Annotated in this window: 16 protein-coding genes; 6 read left to right on the top strand and 10 right to left on the bottom strand. The window is 65.2% G+C overall.

Features of this window, described 5'->3' with window-relative positions; all coding sequences use genetic code 11:
* Window positions 1-157 precede the first annotated feature (157 nt).
* On the top strand, window positions 158-1,321 hold the full coding sequence (carA, locus tag FGK64_RS09265; protein WP_138863528.1) for a glutamine-hydrolyzing carbamoyl-phosphate synthase small subunit: 1,164 nt from the start codon (window positions 158-160) through the stop codon (window positions 1,319-1,321).
* Window positions 1,322-1,441: 120 nt separating this feature from the next.
* Entirely contained in the window at window positions 1,442-3,340 is a 1,899-nt protein-coding gene (locus tag FGK64_RS09260; protein ID WP_138863527.1) for a glycosyltransferase, read from the top strand.
* Here FGK64_RS09260 and FGK64_RS09255 read toward each other — a convergent pair.
* Complete coding sequence (locus FGK64_RS09255) at window positions 3,337-3,990, bottom strand: GntR family transcriptional regulator (RefSeq protein ID WP_138863526.1); 654 nt, start codon at window positions 3,988-3,990, stop codon at window positions 3,337-3,339. The genes FGK64_RS09260 and FGK64_RS09255 overlap by 4 nt on opposite strands.
* Window positions 3,991-4,121: 131 nt before the next feature.
* On the opposite strand from FGK64_RS09255, the gene FGK64_RS09250 reads away from it, so the two are divergent.
* From FGK64_RS09250 to FGK64_RS09240, 3 genes are read left to right on the top strand one after another with little or no spacing between them, the layout of a single operon-like run.
* The gene (locus FGK64_RS09250; RefSeq protein WP_138863525.1) at window positions 4,122-4,769 is read left to right on the top strand and encodes a pyrimidine 5'-nucleotidase; all 648 of its coding nucleotides are present in this window, start codon (window positions 4,122-4,124) and stop codon (window positions 4,767-4,769) included.
* Window position 4,770: 1 nt separating this feature from the next.
* Window positions 4,771-5,970, top strand: coding sequence for a UbiH/UbiF family hydroxylase (locus FGK64_RS09245; protein WP_138863524.1), 1,200 nt, complete (start codon window positions 4,771-4,773; stop codon window positions 5,968-5,970).
* On the top strand, window positions 5,967-6,665 hold the full coding sequence (locus FGK64_RS09240; RefSeq protein ID WP_138863523.1) for a M50 family metallopeptidase: 699 nt from the start codon (window positions 5,967-5,969) through the stop codon (window positions 6,663-6,665). The genes FGK64_RS09245 and FGK64_RS09240 overlap by 4 nt, the downstream gene beginning before the upstream one ends.
* Here the strand turns inward: FGK64_RS09240 and FGK64_RS09235 are convergent.
* The 3 genes from FGK64_RS09235 to FGK64_RS09225 form a co-directional block, all read right to left on the bottom strand.
* Complete coding sequence (locus FGK64_RS09235; RefSeq protein ID WP_138863522.1) at window positions 6,662-7,789, bottom strand: aminotransferase class V-fold PLP-dependent enzyme; 1,128 nt, start codon at window positions 7,787-7,789, stop codon at window positions 6,662-6,664. The genes FGK64_RS09240 and FGK64_RS09235 overlap by 4 nt on opposite strands.
* 72 nt (window positions 7,790-7,861) lie before the next feature.
* Window positions 7,862-8,317, bottom strand: coding sequence for an Lrp/AsnC family transcriptional regulator (locus FGK64_RS09230; protein ID WP_138863521.1), 456 nt, complete (start codon window positions 8,315-8,317; stop codon window positions 7,862-7,864).
* A complete protein-coding gene (locus FGK64_RS09225; protein WP_138863520.1) occupies window positions 8,314-8,769 on the bottom strand; it encodes an Lrp/AsnC family transcriptional regulator in 456 nt (151 codons plus the stop codon). The genes FGK64_RS09230 and FGK64_RS09225 overlap by 4 nt, the downstream gene beginning before the upstream one ends.
* Before the next feature lie 137 nt (window positions 8,770-8,906).
* Here FGK64_RS09225 and ilvC point away from each other — a divergent pair, with 137 nt between their 5' ends.
* Window positions 8,907-9,929: a ketol-acid reductoisomerase gene (ilvC, locus tag FGK64_RS09220; RefSeq protein ID WP_138863519.1), complete on the top strand. Its 1,023-nt coding sequence runs from the start codon at window positions 8,907-8,909 to the stop codon at window positions 9,927-9,929.
* Between the two features lie 53 nt (window positions 9,930-9,982).
* On the opposite strand, the gene FGK64_RS09215 is transcribed toward ilvC, so the two are convergent.
* The 6 genes from FGK64_RS09215 to FGK64_RS09190 all read right to left on the bottom strand — a co-directional run bounded on the left by FGK64_RS09215 (window position 9,983) and on the right by FGK64_RS09190 (window position 17,281).
* The gene (locus FGK64_RS09215) at window positions 9,983-10,486 is read right to left on the bottom strand and encodes a hypothetical protein (RefSeq protein ID WP_138863518.1); all 504 of its coding nucleotides are present in this window, start codon (window positions 10,484-10,486) and stop codon (window positions 9,983-9,985) included.
* 66 nt (window positions 10,487-10,552) lie between these two features.
* The gene (glmM, locus tag FGK64_RS09210) at window positions 10,553-11,893 is read right to left on the bottom strand and encodes a phosphoglucosamine mutase (protein WP_138863517.1); all 1,341 of its coding nucleotides are present in this window, start codon (window positions 11,891-11,893) and stop codon (window positions 10,553-10,555) included.
* Window positions 11,894-12,892: a dihydropteroate synthase gene (folP, locus tag FGK64_RS09205; protein ID WP_138863516.1), complete on the bottom strand. Its 999-nt coding sequence runs from the start codon at window positions 12,890-12,892 to the stop codon at window positions 11,894-11,896. It lies immediately after the preceding gene.
* Window positions 12,892-13,812, bottom strand: coding sequence for a dihydroneopterin aldolase (locus FGK64_RS09200; protein WP_138863515.1), 921 nt, complete (start codon window positions 13,810-13,812; stop codon window positions 12,892-12,894). Before FGK64_RS09200 ends, folP begins: the two co-directional genes overlap by 1 nt.
* Window positions 13,813-13,933: 121 nt before the next feature.
* Window positions 13,934-14,578: a cell wall hydrolase gene (locus tag FGK64_RS09195; RefSeq protein ID WP_138863514.1), complete on the bottom strand. Its 645-nt coding sequence runs from the start codon at window positions 14,576-14,578 to the stop codon at window positions 13,934-13,936.
* Between the two features lie 123 nt (window positions 14,579-14,701).
* Window positions 14,702-17,281: a putative PEP-binding protein gene (locus FGK64_RS09190; RefSeq protein ID WP_138864272.1), complete on the bottom strand. Its 2,580-nt coding sequence runs from the start codon at window positions 17,279-17,281 to the stop codon at window positions 14,702-14,704.
* Between the last annotated feature and the right edge of the window lies 1 nt (window position 17,282).

Below are 17,282 nucleotides of genomic sequence, written 5' to 3'. Positions count from 1 at the left end.
GCACCATAGGCAAAACTCGTTGCCCCGGCAACCTGCGCTTTCGCCACGTCACCGGGGCATGGTGCGGCATGCTATCACATCAGGCCGGTTGACCCCCCTGTCGCCCCCCCTTAGATAGCCAGAGATTTACCCGAACCCGTCATCAGAGAGTCGCGCCATGTCTGCCAGCACCCCGGCCAAGCCCACCGCCTGCCTTGCCCTTGCCGATGGCACCATCTTTTACGGAAACGGGTTCGGCGCCACCGGGCAGACCGTGGCCGAGCTGTGTTTCAACACTGCGATGACAGGCTATCAGGAAATCATGACCGATCCGTCCTATGCGGGGCAGATCGTCACCTTCACCTTTCCGCATGTAGGCAACGTCGGCGTAAACCCGGATGACGATGAAACCGGCGATCCGGTGGCCGAGGGGCTGGTGGTGAAATGGGATCCGACCGCGCCCAGCAACTGGCGCAGCGCCGAAAACCTCAAGACCTGGCTGGAACGGCGCGGGCGCATTGCCATTGGCGGCGTCGACACGCGGCGGCTGACCCGGGCGATCCGTCAAAGCGGCGCGCCGCATGTGGCGCTCGCCCATGATCCGGATGGCAACTTCGACATTGCCGCGCTTGTGGCAGCCGCACGCGGGTTCAAGGGGCTGGAAGGCGTTGACCTGGCAAAGGATGTCACCTGCGCCCAATCCTATCGCTGGAACGAAATGCGCTGGGCCTGGCCCGAGGGCTATTCCGAACAGAAAGATCCCAAATTCAAGGTCGTCGCCGTGGATTACGGCGCCAAGCGCAACATCCTGCGCTGTCTTGCAACGGTCGGTTGCGATGTGACTGTCTTGCCAGCCTCCGCGACGGCGGAAGAGGTGCTGGCGCACGCGCCCGACGGGCTGTTCCTGTCGAACGGTCCGGGCGACCCGGCAGCCACCGGCGCCTATGCCGTGCCGATGATCCGCGAGGTGATGGAGCAACGCGACATGCCCGTGTTCGGTATCTGCCTTGGCCACCAGATGCTCGCGCTGGCACTGGGCGCGCGCACGGTCAAGATGAACCACGGCCACCACGGCGCCAATCACCCGGTCAAGGATCTGGAAACCGGCAAGGTGGAAATCACATCGATGAACCACGGATTTGCCGTGGATGCGCAAAGCCTGCCCGCCGGGGTGATTGAAACGCACCGCTCGCTGTTTGATGGGTCGAACTGCGGCATCCGCATGGCGGATCGCCCGGTCTGGTCGGTGCAATACCACCCCGAGGCCAGCCCCGGCCCGCAAGACAGCTATTACCTGTTCGAACGGTTCGCCGCCGCCATGGCCGAGCGTCAGCCAGCCTAGGGCAGCGGCCCCGCGGCGTTAACGAAAAACCTGCGACCTCCCCAGATTTGGGTAGTCATTTTAACCAGCTATTAACCGCAGTCCGGGATTCTGCAGCGGCAGTTTCTGGCGAGTTTCGGTATGGCCACACTTCCCCTGCGGCGCGATCTTTCGCGCCGCGTTCCACCGCCGCGCACAGGGCATCAGCCGCTGGGGCGCCACCTTGTCGAAAGCGGCGACATCACGCCAGAACAGCTGGTGAAGGCGTTGCATCTGCAACGCACGCTTTCGGCGCCCCTGGGCGAAATCCTTGTGGCCGACGGGGCGATTTCGCCCGCAATGCTGCTGGCGGCGTTGCAACGTCAGACCGGATTGAACCGCGTCGATTTTGAAACCTCGCCCGCCGCGCCCGACCTGTGCCTGCGGCTTACGCCGGAATTCTGTTTGCACCATCGGGTGATCCCCTGGCTGCGCATGGGCGAGGTTGTCGCCTTTGCCACGTCGCGCCCCGACCGGTTCGAGGCGCTGCGCCCCGCGTTGGCCGCGATATTCGGCCCCGTTATCGTGGTTCTGGGCACCGAGGCCGAGATCGAGGCCGAAATCGCCCGCGCCTATCGCGCACCGTTGGCCCACAAGGCAGATACACGGGTTGCCGCGCGGTTCAGCTGCCGTGGGATCGGGCCGGTCGTGCAAATGATTCCGGCCGGGCTTCTGGTGTTGACGGCGCTTGCCATCTGGATCACCCCGGTTGCCGCGCTGACCGCTCTGTCGGTGCTGGCCCTGTTCTGCCTGTCGCTGTTCCTGACGCTGAAACTGGCAGCCGTGGCCGCGCAGCTGCTGACCGGTGATCCCCCCCTGCCCGAGCGCCAGGACGGTGGCGCCCTGGGTGGCCCGCCGCGGCCCCGGGTGTCGGTTCTGGTGCCGCTTTATCGCGAAAGCCGGATCGCGGAAACTCTGGTGCGCCGGCTGACCCGTCTGACCTATCCCAAAGCCCTGCTTGACGTTGTGCTGGTGCTGGAAGAAGGCGATGCCGTCACCCGTTCGGCGCTGCGGGCCGCCCGCCTGCCGCATTGGATGCGCATCGTCGAGGTGCCCGACCATTCCGGCCTGCGCACCAAGCCGCGCGCGATGAACTATGCCTTGGATTTCTGTCGCGGGTCCATCATCGGCATCTGGGATGCGGAAGATGCGCCGGCCTATGATCAGATCGAACGCGTGGCCGAACATTTTGCCCGCGCCTCGCCCGATGTGGCCTGCGTTCAGGGTGTTCTGGATTACTACAATCCGCGCACCAACTGGATCGCGCGGTGTTTCACCATCGAATATTCCGCCTGGTTTCGCGTCATCCTGCCGGGCATCGCGCGGCTGGGTCTTGTCGTGCCGCTGGGGGGCACCACGCTGTTCATGCGGCGCGACAGGCTGGAGGCGCTGGGCGGCTGGGATGCCCATAACGTGACGGAAGACGCCGATCTGGGGGTCCGCCTGTGCCGGGCCGGATACCGGACGGAAATGCTCTCCAGTGTCACCTATGAAGAGGCAAATTGCCGCCCCTGGGCCTGGATCAAGCAACGGTCACGCTGGCTCAAGGGGTTTCTGGTCACCTATATCGTTCATATGCGCGCGCCTTTGCAGCTGTGGCGCGATCTGGGCCCACTGCGGTTCCTGGGGATGCAGGCATTTTTCCTGGGCACGCTCAGCCAGTTCATACTGGCCCCAGTCTTGTGGAGCTTCTGGCTGTTTCTGCTGGGGCTGGGTCATCCTCTGCAGGCGTCGGCTTCGGGGCAGGTTATCCTGGGCGCAAGCGGCGCCATGCTGCTGGCAGAGCTCTGTTCGATGTCTATCGCGATGGTCGCCGTCATTCGGGCGCGGCGCGGCTTTCTCATCGCATGGGTGCCGACGCTGCTGTTCTATTTTCCGCTGGGCGCGCTGGCGGCCATCAAAGCCGTGGCCGAGCTGATCTTTGCGCCATATTTCTGGGACAAGACGGAACATGGCGTGGCCCAGGTCGATGCAAAACATGGCGGCCACCGCCCGCCCTAGCCTGCCGTGTCGCGCGCCGTGGCATCCTGTTTCAGCCGGGTGACGAAGGCGCCCGAGATGTGATCCTGCAAGGCCTGTTCGGCGCCATCCTCGTCGCGGCTCGCAATCGCCGCCACGATGGCGCGGTGTTCGCCCTGCGCCGCCGCGCCGCGCCCCTCTGCCGCCAGCGAGGTCGTCGCCATCAGCACCATCGTGCGATGCACAAGGTCCAGCTGCTGCACCAGATAGCGATTGTGCGAGGCCAGATGCAGCTGCTTGTGGAAGCGCCTGTTGGCACGTGCCAGCGCGGCAGTATCGTTTACCAGCGCGTCATCGGCCTGCACCATATCGCGCAGCACGGCGATTTCCTCGGCGCTGGCGTGGCGGGCGGCCAGCCGCGCGGCCAGCCCTTCCAGCTCGCGGCGCACCACGTACAGTTCGGCCATCTGATTGTGGTCCAGAGAAGCCACGATCAGCGACCGCCCGTCCCGTGCCAGCAGCGATTGCGTTTCAAGCCGTTGCAATGCCTCGCGGATCGGGGTGCGCGACACGCCGAAACGGTCAGCCAGATCGCTTTCCACCAGACGATCACCCGGGCGGAATTCGCCCATGTCGATCGCTTCCAGTATCAGCGAATAGGCATCGGTCTGGGCGGGTTTTCTGTCTTTCATCGGCACCGTCCGGCGTTAGCGGGTTGCGCATGTCTACAGGTCGCCCCGCCCGGCAATCAAGGTCGCATTCCCCCCGCGCGATTTAAAGCCGCGCCATTGAAAGCACCGGGGCGATGACGTAACTCATCCACATGAGCAAAGCCGCCTTCAATCACGTCGACACCTGGGTGTTTGATCTCGACAACACGCTGTACCCGCCCGAGGCACGGCTGTTCGACCAGATCGAAGTGCGCATGACGCAATATGTCATGGACAGCATCGGCGTCGACCGGGACGAAGCCGACCGGCTGCGCAAACATTACTGGCACACCTATGGCACCACGCTGGCCGGGCTGATGCGCGAACATGACGTCGATCCAACGCCGTATTTGACCCACGTGCACGAAATCGACATGTCGCACCTGCCGCAGGATGCCGCCCTCGCCCAGCATATCAAGGCCCTGCCCGGCCGCCGCATCGTCTATACCAACGGGTCCGCGCCCTATGCCGAGAGGGTGCTGGCGGCGCGCGGTCTGTCGGGGCTGTTCGATGCGATCTACGGAGTGGAACACGCGAATTTCCTGCCCAAACCCGAACGCGCCGCCTTTGACACGGTGTTCGGGCTCGACCGGCTGGACCCGACCCGCGCCGCCATGTTCGAGGACGACCCCCGCAACCTTGCCGCGCCGCATGACATGGGGATGCGCACCGTGCACGTCGCCCCCACCGCGATCGAGGCCGCGCATATCCACCACCACACCGCCGATCTGACCGATTTCCTTGGCAAGCTGAGCGCCTGACATGACGAGCTGCGACATCCTGATTTCCGGCGGCGGCGTGGCCGGGCTGACCGCGGCGGCCGTGTTCGGCGATGCCGGGTTCCGGGTGATCTGCGTCGATCCGGCCCCTCCCATCACCGATTCCACGCAGGATGGCGCCGACCTGCGCAGCACCGCATTCCTGCAACCCGCGCGGGATCTGCTGGAACGTGCGGGCCTGTGGGCGCGGCTTGCCCCGCACGCCATGCCGCTGCAAGTCATGCGCATCGTCGATGCCGGCGGCCCGGCCCCCGAGGCGCGCAGCATCCGCGATTTCGTGGCCGACGAGATTTCCGAGCGTCCCTTTGGCTGGAACCTGCCGAACTGGCTGCTGCGGCGCGAAATGGCGGCCCGACTGGCCGACCTGCCCGGGGTCGATTTCCGCCCCGGTATTGGCACCAAATCTCTGTTCACCCGCACCACGGGCGCGCGCGTGACGCTCAGCGACGGCGACGTGATCAACGCCAAACTGGTCATAGCCGCCGACGGGCGCAACTCGCCGATGCGGCAGGCGGCGGGCATCAGCGTGACCACGCAGCGCTACGGACAAAAGGCGCTGGCCTTCGCCGTTTCGCACCCGATACCGCACGATAACGTCTCGACCGAAATCCACCGCACCGGCGGCCCGTTCACGCTGGTGCCCCTGCCCGACCAGAACGGGATGCCGTCCTCGGCCGTGGTCTGGATGGAGCCGGGCGCCCGCGCGGCCGATCTGGCGCAGATGCCGGTGCCCGAATTCGAGGCCGCGATGACCGAACGGTCCTGCGCGCTGTTCGGGCCGCTCACGCTACTGAGCGCGCGCAGCCTGTGGCCGATCATCTCGCAACGCGCGACGCGGCTGACGGCCGAGCGGTTGGCCCTGATGGCCGAAGCCGCCCATGTGATGCCGCCCATCGGCGCGCAGGGGCTCAACACGTCTTTGGCCGATCTGGCCTGCCTGCTGGACCTGGCACAGGCCCGTCCCGAGGGGCTTGGCGATGCGCCGATGCTTGATGCCTATGCCCGCGCGCGCCATACCGATATCGCGTTGCGCAGCACGGGCATCGACCTGCTCAATCGCGCCGCCATGGCCCGGGCCCAGCCGCTACGCGACCTGCGCGCCGCCGCGCTGAACACGCTGCACGGGCTGACGCCGGTGCGCCACGGTCTGATGCACATGGGGCTGGGGCTGCGCCGGAAATGACCAGCCTGCCCGCCGCTTTTGGCCGGCACTGGCAGCTTGCCGCGCTGTGCCTTGCCCTCTGCCTGCTCTGGTCCACGCCGGTGGTTATGCCGCTCAAGCTGCTGTTGGTGTTGTTTCACGAACTTTCGCACGCGGCAGCCACGCTGCTGACCGGAGGAGAGGTGGTCGACATGCACATCACCCTGTCCCAGGGCGGACAGGTGATTTCGCGCGGCGGCAATCGCTTCGTGATCCTCTGCGCGGGCTATATCGGCTCGCTTGCAATCGGGGTTGTCCTGTTCATCGCCGCCCTGCGCACCCACGCCGACCGCGCCATAGCGGCCACGCTTGGCGCGGTGCTGGTGGCCTCTGCCGCGCTCTACATGCAGGGCATCTTTGCCATCGGCTTTGCGGCAGGAACGGGCGCCGCGCTGATCGCGGCGGCCGCCTATCTGTCGCGCGACGTGAATGATCTGATCCTGCGGCTGATCGGCATGGCCAGCATGATCTACGTACCGCTCGATATTTTTGACGACACCCTGCGCCGCGCCCATCTGGACAGCGACGCGCGGATGCTGGCCACCGAATTCGGCGGCACCACCATGCTGTGGGGCGCGGCATGGTTCGCCCTCGCCTTGCTGACCATCGCCGCCTGTCTGCGGTATGGACTAGGCGCCAGCAGCAACATCGCATGGCGCCCGAAAACGACGGCCTAAAGCACCTCGTCCAGCACCCGTTTCAGCCGCGCCAGCGTGGCATCGACATCATAGAGCTTGTCCAGCCCGAACAGCCCCAGCCGGAAGGTGGAAAACCCCTCGGGCTCGTCACATTGCAGCGGCACGCCTGCGGCAATCTGCATCCCCTTCGCGGCGAACGCCCGGCCCGACTGCACCTCGGGCGAGGTGGTGTAGCTCACCACCACACCCGGCGCACCGAACCCATCGGCGGCAACCGAGGTCACACCCCGCTCGCGCAGCATCGCACGCACCCCATCGCCCAGCTTCCACTGCGCCTCGCGCAGGCGGTCAAAGCCATAGTCCCGCGTCTCGATCATCGTGTCGCGGAATTCCTGCAAGGCGTCCGTCGGCATGGTGGCGTGATAGGCGTGCCCGCCGCCCTCATAGGCCGCCATGATCGCGCGCCATTTTTTCAGGTCGATGGCAAAGCTGTCCGACTGGCTGTCCTCGAGCCGCTCCAGCGCCGTGGCCGACAGCATCACCAGACCGGCACAGGGCGAGGCGCTCCACCCCTTTTGCGGGGCCGAGATCAGCACATCGACCCCGAGCGCCTTCATATCGACCCAGGCACAGCCCGAGGCGATGCAATCGAGCACCATCAGCGCCCCCACCTCATGGGCGGCAGCGGCCAGCGCGGCCACGTAATCGTCGGGCAGGATCACCCCGGCCGCGGTTTCCACATGGGGCGCAAAAACCACGGCGGGCTTCTTCGCGCGAATTTCAGCCACAACATCCGCAATCGGCGCAGGCGCAAAGGGCGACGGCGCCGCATTGCCGGTCTGGCGTGCCTTCATCACGGTGGCGCCGCTGGTCAGCCCACCCGTCTCGATGATCTGGCTCCAGCGATAGGAAAACCAGCCGTTGCGCACCACCAGCACCTCGGCCCCGCGCGCGAACTGCCGCGCAACCGCCTCCATCGCATAGGTGCCGCCACCGGGGATCACGGCAACCGCATCGGCGTTATACACCTCTTTCAACATTTCCGAGATGTCACGCATCACCTTCTGGAACCGCATCGACATATGATTCAGCGAGCGGTCGGTGAAAACGACGGAAAATTCTTCCAGTCCATCGGGATCGACAGTGTCAAGCAAGGCAGGCATCGCAGGCTCCTTCGGGGGCATCTGCCCCGGGTCATAGCGCGCCGCCCGCCCCTTGGCAAAGCGGATATGCCGCTACAGCGGCCCCGGCAGCCGCTCCTCGCTCAGCAGCACATTGGCCTCGACCTCGCCCGCGCCCGGCAGCGTCATGATCCGCCGCCGCAGCACCCGCTCGAAATCGGGCAGATCGCGCGCCACCACCCGCAGGCGAAAATCATAAAGGCCCAGCACATGCTCCACCGTCTGCACCTCGGGAATGGCGCTGACGGCACGTTCAAAATCCGACAGGCTGGCGCGCCCCTTGCGCCCCAGCTTGACGCCCAGAAACACGGTCACGCCAAACCCCAGCGCCTCGGCGTTCAACCGCAACCGCCGCCCCTTGATCGCCCCCGCCTCCTGCAATCGCCGAATCCGGCGCCACATGGCAGGCTGCGACAGGCCAAACCGCCGCCCCAGGGCGCCCGCGCTTTGCGTGGCATCCCGCGCCAGCGCCAGCAGGATGCGGCGGTCGATCTCGTCCAGCTCGATCATACCGGCAACACCTCGTCCGACTTGATCCGCGAGATATGCATCAACGGCTCGATATCCGCGATATGCGGCAGCGTCAGGATCCGCTCACGATACAGCTGCTGGTAATGCGCCATGTCCCGCGCAATCACCGACAGCCGCACGTCGACCCGGCCCAGAAAGGTCTGGATCTCCAGCACCTCGGGCACCTCGCGCGCGGCGGCCAGGAATTCGTCGAACGCCCGCGCGTTGGCCTTCTCCAGCGTGAACCGCAACGATACCTCGACCGCATAGCCCAGCGCGGCCCAGTCGATCACCGCCTCCTGCCCCAGGATCACGCCCGCGCCCTGCATCCGCTCCAGCCGCCGCCAGCAGGTCGCCGCCGTGACGCCCGCCCGCTCGGCCAGTTCGGCGGTCGACAGCGACGGCTCGGCCTGAAAGTGCCGAAGCAGCCGCCTGTCCAGATCGTCAAGCATGATCATTTCACGATTCTCACATTTGGCGCATTGTTCTTCTTCTTTGATCTAAATACTCAATTGCACAGCAATCGCAATCACCGCAACGTCCCGGTAAACAGGCCCCAATCAACACCGGGACCAAGAGGAGACATCCCATGCGAGTCTATTACGATCGTGACTGCGACATTAACCTGATCAAGGATAAAAAAGTCGCCATTCTGGGCTATGGCAGCCAGGGCCACGCCCATGCGCTGAACCTGCGCGACAGTGGTGCAAAGAACCTTGTTGTCGCCCTGCGCGAAGGCTCGGCCAGCGCCAAGAAAGCCGAAGCCGAAGGTCTCAAGGTCATGGGCATCGCCGAGGCCGCCGCATGGTGCGACCTGATCATGTTCACCATGCCCGATGAACTGCAGGCCGAAACCTACAAGAAATACGTCCACGACAACCTGCGCGAAGGCGCGGCGATTGCCTTTGCCCACGGTCTGAACGTGCATTTCGGCCTGATCGAACCCAAGGCGGGCGTCGATGTCATCATGATGGCACCCAAGGGCCCCGGCCACACCGTGCGTGGCGAATACACCAAGGGCGGCGGCGTGCCCTGCCTCGTGGCCGTGCACAACGATGCCTCGGGCAAGGCGCTGGAACTGGGCCTGTCCTACTGCTCGGCCATCGGCGGCGGCCGTTCGGGCATCATCGAAACCAACTTCCGCGAAGAATGCGAAACCGACCTCTTCGGCGAGCAGGCCGTGCTCTGCGGCGGCTTGGTCGAGCTGATCCGCATGGGCTTTGAAACCCTGGTCGAAGCCGGTTACGCGCCCGAAATGGCCTATTTCGAGTGTCTGCACGAGGTGAAGCTGATCGTGGACCTGATCTACGAAGGCGGCATCGCCAACATGAACTACTCGATCTCGAACACCGCCGAGTATGGCGAATACGTCTCGGGCCCGCGCATCCTGCCCTACGACGAAACCAAGGCAAAGATGAAAGCGGTTCTGCGCGACATCCAGACCGGCAAGTTCGTACGTGATTTCATGCAGGAAAACGCCGCTGGCCAGCCCTATTTCAAAGGCACGCGCCGCCTGAACGACGAACACCAGATCGAGCAGGTTGGCGAAAAGCTGCGCGCCATGATGCCCTGGATTTCCGCCGGCAAGATGGTCGACAAGCAAAAGAACTGATCCGGCCCACCCCAGACCAGCAAAGGGCGCCCCCGCGGGCGCCCTTTTTCATTTCAATAGGTTCCGATTACGATGGTCGTCTTTTCCAGCACCTTGCCTTGGCCGTTCACGGCCTTCAACGTGGCGGTGTACTTGTTGCCCTGCCCCCCGGAACAAGGCGGCAGATAGCCTTTGGACGCATATTGCCCCTTGCCGCGCGAGCGCTTCACCACGCGCACCCCGCCGGGCAGCTTGTCCGTCAGCCCCGGCACCGCAGGCAGCTTGGCCGAGGCACCCGAGGCCGGGTAGATCAGCGTGCCATGCCCGCCCTTGGTGGCCAGCGGCGCATAGGATTTGTCGTCATATTCCACGACGATCCCGGCGGTGCCCGCAGGCAGCCCGCTGACCGTCATCGGCGGCGTCGCGCCCTTGCCCCCGTGCAGGGTGCATTGCTGCCCATTCGGAACCTTCTTGCCGCCCCAGGGCGCGCCCAGTTTCACCGACATCTCGGCGTGCGCCACGCCGGCCGCAAACACCAAACCAAACGCGGCGCAAATCGACGCCTTGAACACTCGCATTGAAATCCTCCCATATATTCAACGGCACGACACTAGGGCCACCGAAGAATACGGGTCAAGCGTGCATCACAGCGCCTGTTCTACCGCGCCGACAACGCGCTCAACCGCCGCGTTCAACCGCGCCTCGTCCGTACATTCCGCCATCACGCGGATCAACGGCTCGGTCCCCGATTTGCGGATCAGCAGCCGCCCGGTTCCGGCCAGGTCGGCCTCGCTTGCCGCGATGGCGGCCTTGACGCCGGCATCTTCCAGCGGCGTCTGCCCCGCGCTGTAGCGTACGTTGCGCAGCAGTTGCGGCACCGGATCGAACTGGCGCGCCAGAGCGCTGGCCGGCTGACCCGAGCGCACCATCTCGGCCAGAAAATGCAGCCCGGCCATCAGCCCGTCGCCCGTCGTGGCATAATCGCTCATCACGATATGGCCCGATTGCTCGCCCCCAAGGTTGAAGCCGCCGGCCCGCATCCGCTCCACCACGTATCGGTCGCCCACGGCGGTGCGTTCCAGCCGCAGGCCTTTGGATTCAAGAAACCGTTCCAACCCGAGGTTCGACATCACGGTGGCCACCAGCGCCCCACCCGCCAGCCTGTCTTCGGCAGCCCAGCGCCCGGCCAGCAGCGCCATGAACTGATCGCCATCGGCCACCGCGCCGTTTTCGTCGATCATGATGACGCGGTCGGCGTCGCCATCCAGACAGATGCCCACATGCGCGCCTTGCGCTACCACCATCTCGGCCGCGGCCATCGGCTGGGTCGAGCCGCAGCCCCGGTTGATATTCGTCCCATCGGGCGAGATGCCCATGGGGATCACATCGGCACCCAGCTCCCAGAGGATCTCCGGCGCCGCCCGGTGCGCCGCGCCATTGGCACAGTCAACCACCACCTTCAGCCCGTCCAGCCGCAGATCGCGCGGAAGCGAGGATTTGACGCGCTCGCCATAGCGGAACCGCGCGTCGTCAACCCGCTTGGCACGTCCGATATTGGGGGCTTGTGCGGGTTCGACACCCTTTTCCACCAGCGCCTCTATCTCGGCCTCGGCCTGATCGGACAGCTTGAACCCATCGGGGCCGAAGAACTTGATCCCATTGTCCTGCGCCGGGTTGTGGCTGGCGGAAATCATCACGCCCAGATCGGCCCGCATGGACCGTGTCATCAAACCCACGGCAGGTGTCGGCACCGGCCCCAGCAGCAGCACGTTCATGCCCGTACTGGTCAGCCCCGCCGTCAGCGCATTTTCGAACATATAGCCCGACAGCCGCGTGTCCTTGCCGATGACAACGCGATGCACACCGCCCGAATCCCTGCGGAAATAGCGCCCCACGGCCGCCCCGATGCGCAGCGCCATATCCGCCGTCATGGGGGCCACATTCGCCGTGCCACGCACGCCATCGGTTCCGAACAGTTTTCGCATTTACCTTACCGCCTGCCACAGCCGCACCGCCTGCACGGTTTCGGCCACATCATGTACCCGCAGGATCTGCACGCCCTGCGCCAGACCTTCAAGCCCCAAGGCGATGGAGCCGGGAGCGCGCAACGCCGCGTCAGGTTGCTGACCAATGCGCCCGATGAACCCCTTGCGCGACACGCCCAGCAAGATCGGGCAGCCCAGCCCGTGAAACAGCGACAGCCCGCGCAGCAGCGCGAGGTTATGCTCGACCGTCTTGCCAAAGCCGATGCCCGGGTCGATGGCGATGCGCGCACGCTCGATGCCCATGGCCTCGAGTGCGACCACCCGTTCCGCCAGATAATCGTAGACGTCCAGCAGCACATCATCATATTGCGGGTCGTCCTGCATGGTCGCCGGATCGCCCAGCGCGTGCATCACGCAGACGGCGGCACCAGATTGCACGGCCACATCCGCCAGATGAGGATCGTAGGTAAAGCCACTGACATCATTGACAATCGCGGCGCCTGCCTCGACGGCAGCCCGGCCCACCGCCGCCTTGCGCGTATCAATCGAGATTACCGCCGCATTGTCGCGGCTCAGCGCGGCGATCACCGGCTCGGTGCGCTGGATCTCTTCCGCATCGGGCACGGTTTCAGCGCCGGGGCGCGTGGACTCGCCGCCGATGTCCAGAATGTCGGCCCCTGCCGTTGCCATCGCCCCCGCCCCAACCAGCGCATCGGCAGCCAGTGCATGGCGGCCCCCGTCGGAAAAGCTGTCGGGTGTGGTATTGACGATGCCCATGATACGGGGCGTGTCCATCGACAGGCCCGCATAATCGACACGCGGAACCGTCAGCCGCTCCAGCACCTCTGGCGCGACCTTACCCACGGGTAAGACGCTTGGCGCGCCCTCTCGCGTCAACACTTCGGCATGGGAGAACCACAGATCGGCCCGCCCCGCCAAGGGCAGCGCATCATCGGGGCGCGCGGCGCCGTGCTGCACCAGCGGGCGGATATAGTCCATCACAGCACCGCCTGATCGGGCGACACCGCGCGCAGCCGCACATCGCTGCCTTCGGGCAGTTCGGCACCGATCACCAGCATCTCGTCTGCGGCAAAGGTATCGGCAAACCACGCCGCCAGCGCCACCGCGTCACCCGGATCGACTTGCGGGCCGTCGACCGCATCCAGCACGATCTTGGACGGGGCCCAGACGCTGATCTGGCCGTTCTTCATCGCCCAGTCCAGTTCGGTTCTTGTTTCCACCACCACGCAGCGCGGATCGCGCGCGGCCAGCATCCAGGCGGTCTGTTCAATTGCCAGCAGGTCGATCCGGCGCTGGGTCATACGATGGCCCGTGGTTGGGCGCGGCGCATCAGGCATCCCGACGCAAAGCAGCAGCGGGCGTTTGCGGGTCTGCAACTGATCCAGCCACCCGGTCAGATGATCCGAAGCAATGGCGCTGTTCGACAGGTACACAAGGCGCGGGTGCGGACGGTCATCTTCGGGCGTGACAGCCGCTGGCGCGTCCTGCGCGCGCACGATTTCCACCCCAAGCGCGCCTGGGCCACGATCCAGCTTTTCGATGCGGACAAAGACTCTTACGGCCTGAGGTTCAAGCAGGATACGGTCGGCCACACGTTCCGCCAGGGTCTCCAGCAGGTTCAGCCGTTCCGCCGACAGCTCGTGCGCGATGGCCTCTGTCACCCGGTCGTAGGACAGGATGCGATCAACGTCGTCGTCAATCGGGCCGGTCAGAGGCTGGACTTCAACGACGACGTTGAAACAGATGCGCTGGGACCGGCCTCGTTCCGCCTGAAACGCGCCGATTTCGACCTCGACGATATGATCGCGCAGCGAGATACGGTCCAGCGGCTGGTCAGAGGCGGTTGCCCGCGCGCGCTCGGAGGGATGCTCAAAGGCCAGTCGGATTTCGGAACTCACGGTTGCGTCTCCCATTGGGGGCGGCAACCCGGGGATCAGGTCGGCCGATTCAGGCGCACCCTAGAAGGGCAGATGCCGTCTAACAGGCCCGCCAGCGCCGCACCAGCCGTTGAAAGCGCCATCAGTCGGCGCTGGCTGTCCGGTAATTGTGCCGATAGAACACATGCACGCCGATCCGCGCGGTTTTCTGGTAGACCCGCGCCCATTTCGGACGCACAGCCGTTGTATGGTAATGCGTGGCACCGCCAGTCAGCGCGCCAAAAGTGCCGTCCATCACCGCGCGGGCCACCTTGGCCACCCGCTCATAGGCCTTTTTCTCGGCGATCACGTCCTTGTAGCCATCGCAGGTATAGGTGAACTGGCACTGATAGCGCCGGCCCGTGCCCTGCTTCACGACACCGCAGGGTGTGGCAGGGAAGCGCGCGCTCTTGACCCGGTTCATGATGACCTCGGCCACGGCGAACTGGCCCTTGACGGTTTCGCCGCGCGCTTCGAAATACAGCGCCTCGGCAAGGCAGCGGAACTGGTCGTCGCCCTTGGCCTTGGGCTGATTGTCGAGCCAGTCGGCAGAATAGCTGAAGCTTTTGGGACGGTTGCGATCGCGCGGCGCAGATTCGGTCAGCATCGACTTCAGATGGCGCCCCGGAAGGCTGCTGAGCGTGACCTGTTCACGCTCGAACAGGGATTTCAGATCGGCCTCGGCCTGCACGGTCATGGGCGTAAGGCCCATGGTGGCCGCCAGAACGGCTGCAAAGAATCGCTTCATAATTACCCCCATCAGGCCAAATAAAAACCACACGCCCGCGAAAAGCACTCGCAGGCTGATACATGAACAACACATGAATGGCCAGAACGTCAGGGTGTCGCAGGCAAAGGCCTGCTTGTCAGGTCAGGCTTGGCGACGCGCGCGCGGTCTCCACTTTAACAACATCTGGGCGAGGGATGATTTCTGATCGCCCATCTTGTGGTTTATCGCCAGTTGCGCCGCCGCAAGCCGCGCAACCGGGACACGGAAGGGCGAACACGACACATAGTCGAATCCGGCCTCGCGACAGAAGGCAATCGATTCGGGATTGCCGCCATGTTCGCCACAGATCGAAAGGGTGATTCCCGGCTTCGCCGCCCGCCCGCGCGAGGCGCCCAGCTTCAGCAGCTCGCCCACGCCGTCCTGATCCATCACGTGGAACGGGTCTTCGGGGAACACGCCCTGCTGGACGTAGGCCGACATGAACCGCCCCGCATCGTCGCGCGACAAGCCATAGGTCATCTGGGTCAGGTCGTTGGTGCCAAAACTAAGGAACGCCGCGTGGGCCGCGATGTCCTGCGCCCGCAACGCGGCGCGCGGCGTTTCCACCATCACGCCAAGGCGATAGTCGAAATCCTGCCCGCGCTCGGACCGCACGGCGGTGGCCACCGCGTCGATGCGGGATTTCACCAGCTCGACCTCGCGCTTGGCCGACACAAGCGGGATCATGATCTCGGGCACCACCGGGGCGCCATCGCGGCTGGCTTCGATCGTCGCCTCGAAGATGGCGCGCGCCTGCATGTCATAGATTTCCGGCACCGTCACGCCCAGCCGAACACCGCGCAGCCCCAGCATGGGATTGTGTTCGCGCATCTGGTCCACGCGCCGCGTCACCGCGCTGATCGGGATGTCCAGCGCCTCGGCCAGTTGCAGCTGACCATCGCGGGTGGTGGGCAGGAATTCGTGCAACGGCGGATCGAACAGACGGATACACACCGGCTGCCCTTCCATGATGCGGAAAAGCTGCGTGAAATCATCACGTTGCATCGGCAGCAGCCGTTCCAGAACCGAGGCGCGGCCCGAACTGGTTTCGGCAAAGATCATCTCGCGCATCACGATCAGGCGCGCGGGATCAAAGAACATATGCTCGGTCCGACACAGCCCGATGCCCTGCGCGTTGAAGTTGCGCGCGGTCTGCGCGTCTTCGGGTGTGTCGGCATTGGCGCGGATGCCGATATCGCGTTCCGCGTCGGCCCAGGCCATCAACCGCTGGAACGCATCGTCCTGCGCGGGCTCCAACATGCTGGGCGACCCGGCAAGGATTTCGCCTGAACTGCCGTCAATGGTGATAATGTCACCCGCTTTCAGCACGCGCCCGTCAGCCGCGATGATCTGCCCCGCGCGTGTATCGAACCGCAAGGACGACGCGCCCACGATACAGGGCAGACCCATCCCACGCCCGATCACGGCGGCGTGGCTGGTCATCCCGCCACGTTCCGTCAACACGGCCACAGAGGCATGCATGCCGCGCACATCCTCGGGCGAGGTTTCGCGCCGCACCAGCACGCAGGGCTCGCGGCGGGCCGCACTCGCCTGCGCCTCGATCGCGCTGAACACGATGCGCCCGGTCGCCGCGCCAGGGCTGGCCGCGATGCCGGTGCCCAATACATCGCGCTCGGCCTCGGGGTCGACCTGCCGGTGCAACAATTCGGTGAGCATGTTGGGTTCCACCCGCATCACCGCCTCTTGCGGGGTGATGATGTCGTCACTCGCCAGCCGCACAGCGATCCGCACCGCCGCATGGGCCGAGCGCGGCACGCGAACGCCGTCCAGAATATGCACCTTCCCGTCTGCGATCACGAATTCGATCTGCATCTCTTCGCGCAGCTTCTGCCGCATCAACGCCGCATGCGCCTTGAGCGCGGCAAACGCCCCCGGTGCGGCATCTTCCAAAGACCGGCCCCGTTCATCCCGTTCGAGATACAGCGCGCCCGCCCCTGCGCCCAGCGCCTCGCGGCCCTGGCTTTGGCTGAGGTAACGGCCCGTGATCTGCGCGGCGCCGGTGCTGGTATTGACCAGCTGGAACACGCCCGACCCGCATTCCCCCTGCCCAAAGCCAGAGATCATCTGCTGCACCACCAGCCCCAACCCCGCGTCGGGTGGCGCGCCACGCGCAGCCCGCAGCAGCCGGGCCGAGGTGCCATCCCAAGCCCGCGCCATCGACCGGAGCACCCCAGTCAGCTGAGTTTCGATATCCTGCGGAAACCTTTCGTCGGCCTCTGCCTCGTAAGCGGCAAGAATGTCGCGCAGCGTATCTTCATCCGTGCCGCTGAAATCGTCGAAGATATCCGGGTCCAGCCGGGCCACATGTATCCCGTATGCCTGAACAAACCGTGAATAGAGTGCCGTCGCCGCATCGTGGCCGAGCGTGTTGCTGAGGCGCACGTGCTGGGCATCATTCATACCCACGTTCAGCACCGCACCCGGCCCGCCCCAATCGGGATCGGCCGACGAGGGCCGCACACACAGCAGCGCACCCGAAGTGAACTGCCCCACAATTCCCGCGATATCCGGCATCACACCGTTGGCGATGGCGTGCACCGCGTCAAAGGACAACGCGACCGAATGCGGCACCGGCAGATCAAGCCGGACCAGACGCTGCAGGCATTTCGCCCGCCCGCCGTGAGAGTCGGTCGCGAGGTTGGCCTTGGCCGTGATCGGCATG

Source organism: Arenibacterium halophilum, from assembly GCF_005938225.1.
GTDB classification, from domain to species: domain Bacteria; phylum Pseudomonadota; class Alphaproteobacteria; order Rhodobacterales; family Rhodobacteraceae; genus Arenibacterium; species Arenibacterium halophilum.
Note: the sequence above shows the minus strand (reverse complement) of the source record. Positions and strands in the feature narration are given on the sequence as shown.

Bases quoted from the DNA above. Each gene is read 5' to 3' on its own strand.
- carA (WP_138863528.1), top strand. From the start codon at position 158: ATGTCTGCCAGCACCCCGGCCAAGCCCACCGCCTGCCTTGCCCTTGCC.
- FGK64_RS09260 (WP_138863527.1), top strand. From the start codon at position 1,442: ATGGCCACACTTCCCCTGCGGCGCGATCTTTCGCGCCGCGTTCCACCG.
- FGK64_RS09255 (WP_138863526.1), bottom strand. From the start codon at position 3,990: ATGAAAGACAGAAAACCCGCCCAGACCGATGCCTATTCGCTGATACTG.
- FGK64_RS09250 (WP_138863525.1), top strand. From the start codon at position 4,122: ATGAGCAAAGCCGCCTTCAATCACGTCGACACCTGGGTGTTTGATCTC.
- FGK64_RS09245 (WP_138863524.1), top strand. From the start codon at position 4,771: ATGACGAGCTGCGACATCCTGATTTCCGGCGGCGGCGTGGCCGGGCTG.
- FGK64_RS09240 (WP_138863523.1), top strand. From the start codon at position 5,967: ATGACCAGCCTGCCCGCCGCTTTTGGCCGGCACTGGCAGCTTGCCGCG.
- FGK64_RS09235 (WP_138863522.1), bottom strand. From the start codon at position 7,789: ATGCCTGCCTTGCTTGACACTGTCGATCCCGATGGACTGGAAGAATTT.
- FGK64_RS09230 (WP_138863521.1), bottom strand. From the start codon at position 8,317: ATGATCGAGCTGGACGAGATCGACCGCCGCATCCTGCTGGCGCTGGCG.
- FGK64_RS09225 (WP_138863520.1), bottom strand. From the start codon at position 8,769: ATGCTTGACGATCTGGACAGGCGGCTGCTTCGGCACTTTCAGGCCGAG.
- ilvC (WP_138863519.1), top strand. From the start codon at position 8,907: ATGCGAGTCTATTACGATCGTGACTGCGACATTAACCTGATCAAGGAT.
- FGK64_RS09215 (WP_138863518.1), bottom strand. From the start codon at position 10,486: ATGCGAGTGTTCAAGGCGTCGATTTGCGCCGCGTTTGGTTTGGTGTTT.
- glmM (WP_138863517.1), bottom strand. From the start codon at position 11,893: ATGCGAAAACTGTTCGGAACCGATGGCGTGCGTGGCACGGCGAATGTG.
- folP (WP_138863516.1), bottom strand. From the start codon at position 12,892: ATGGACTATATCCGCCCGCTGGTGCAGCACGGCGCCGCGCGCCCCGAT.
- FGK64_RS09195 (WP_138863514.1), bottom strand. From the start codon at position 14,578: ATGAAGCGATTCTTTGCAGCCGTTCTGGCGGCCACCATGGGCCTTACG.
- FGK64_RS09190 (WP_138864272.1), bottom strand. From the start codon at position 17,281: ATGCCGATCACGGCCAAGGCCAACCTCGCGACCGACTCTCACGGCGGG.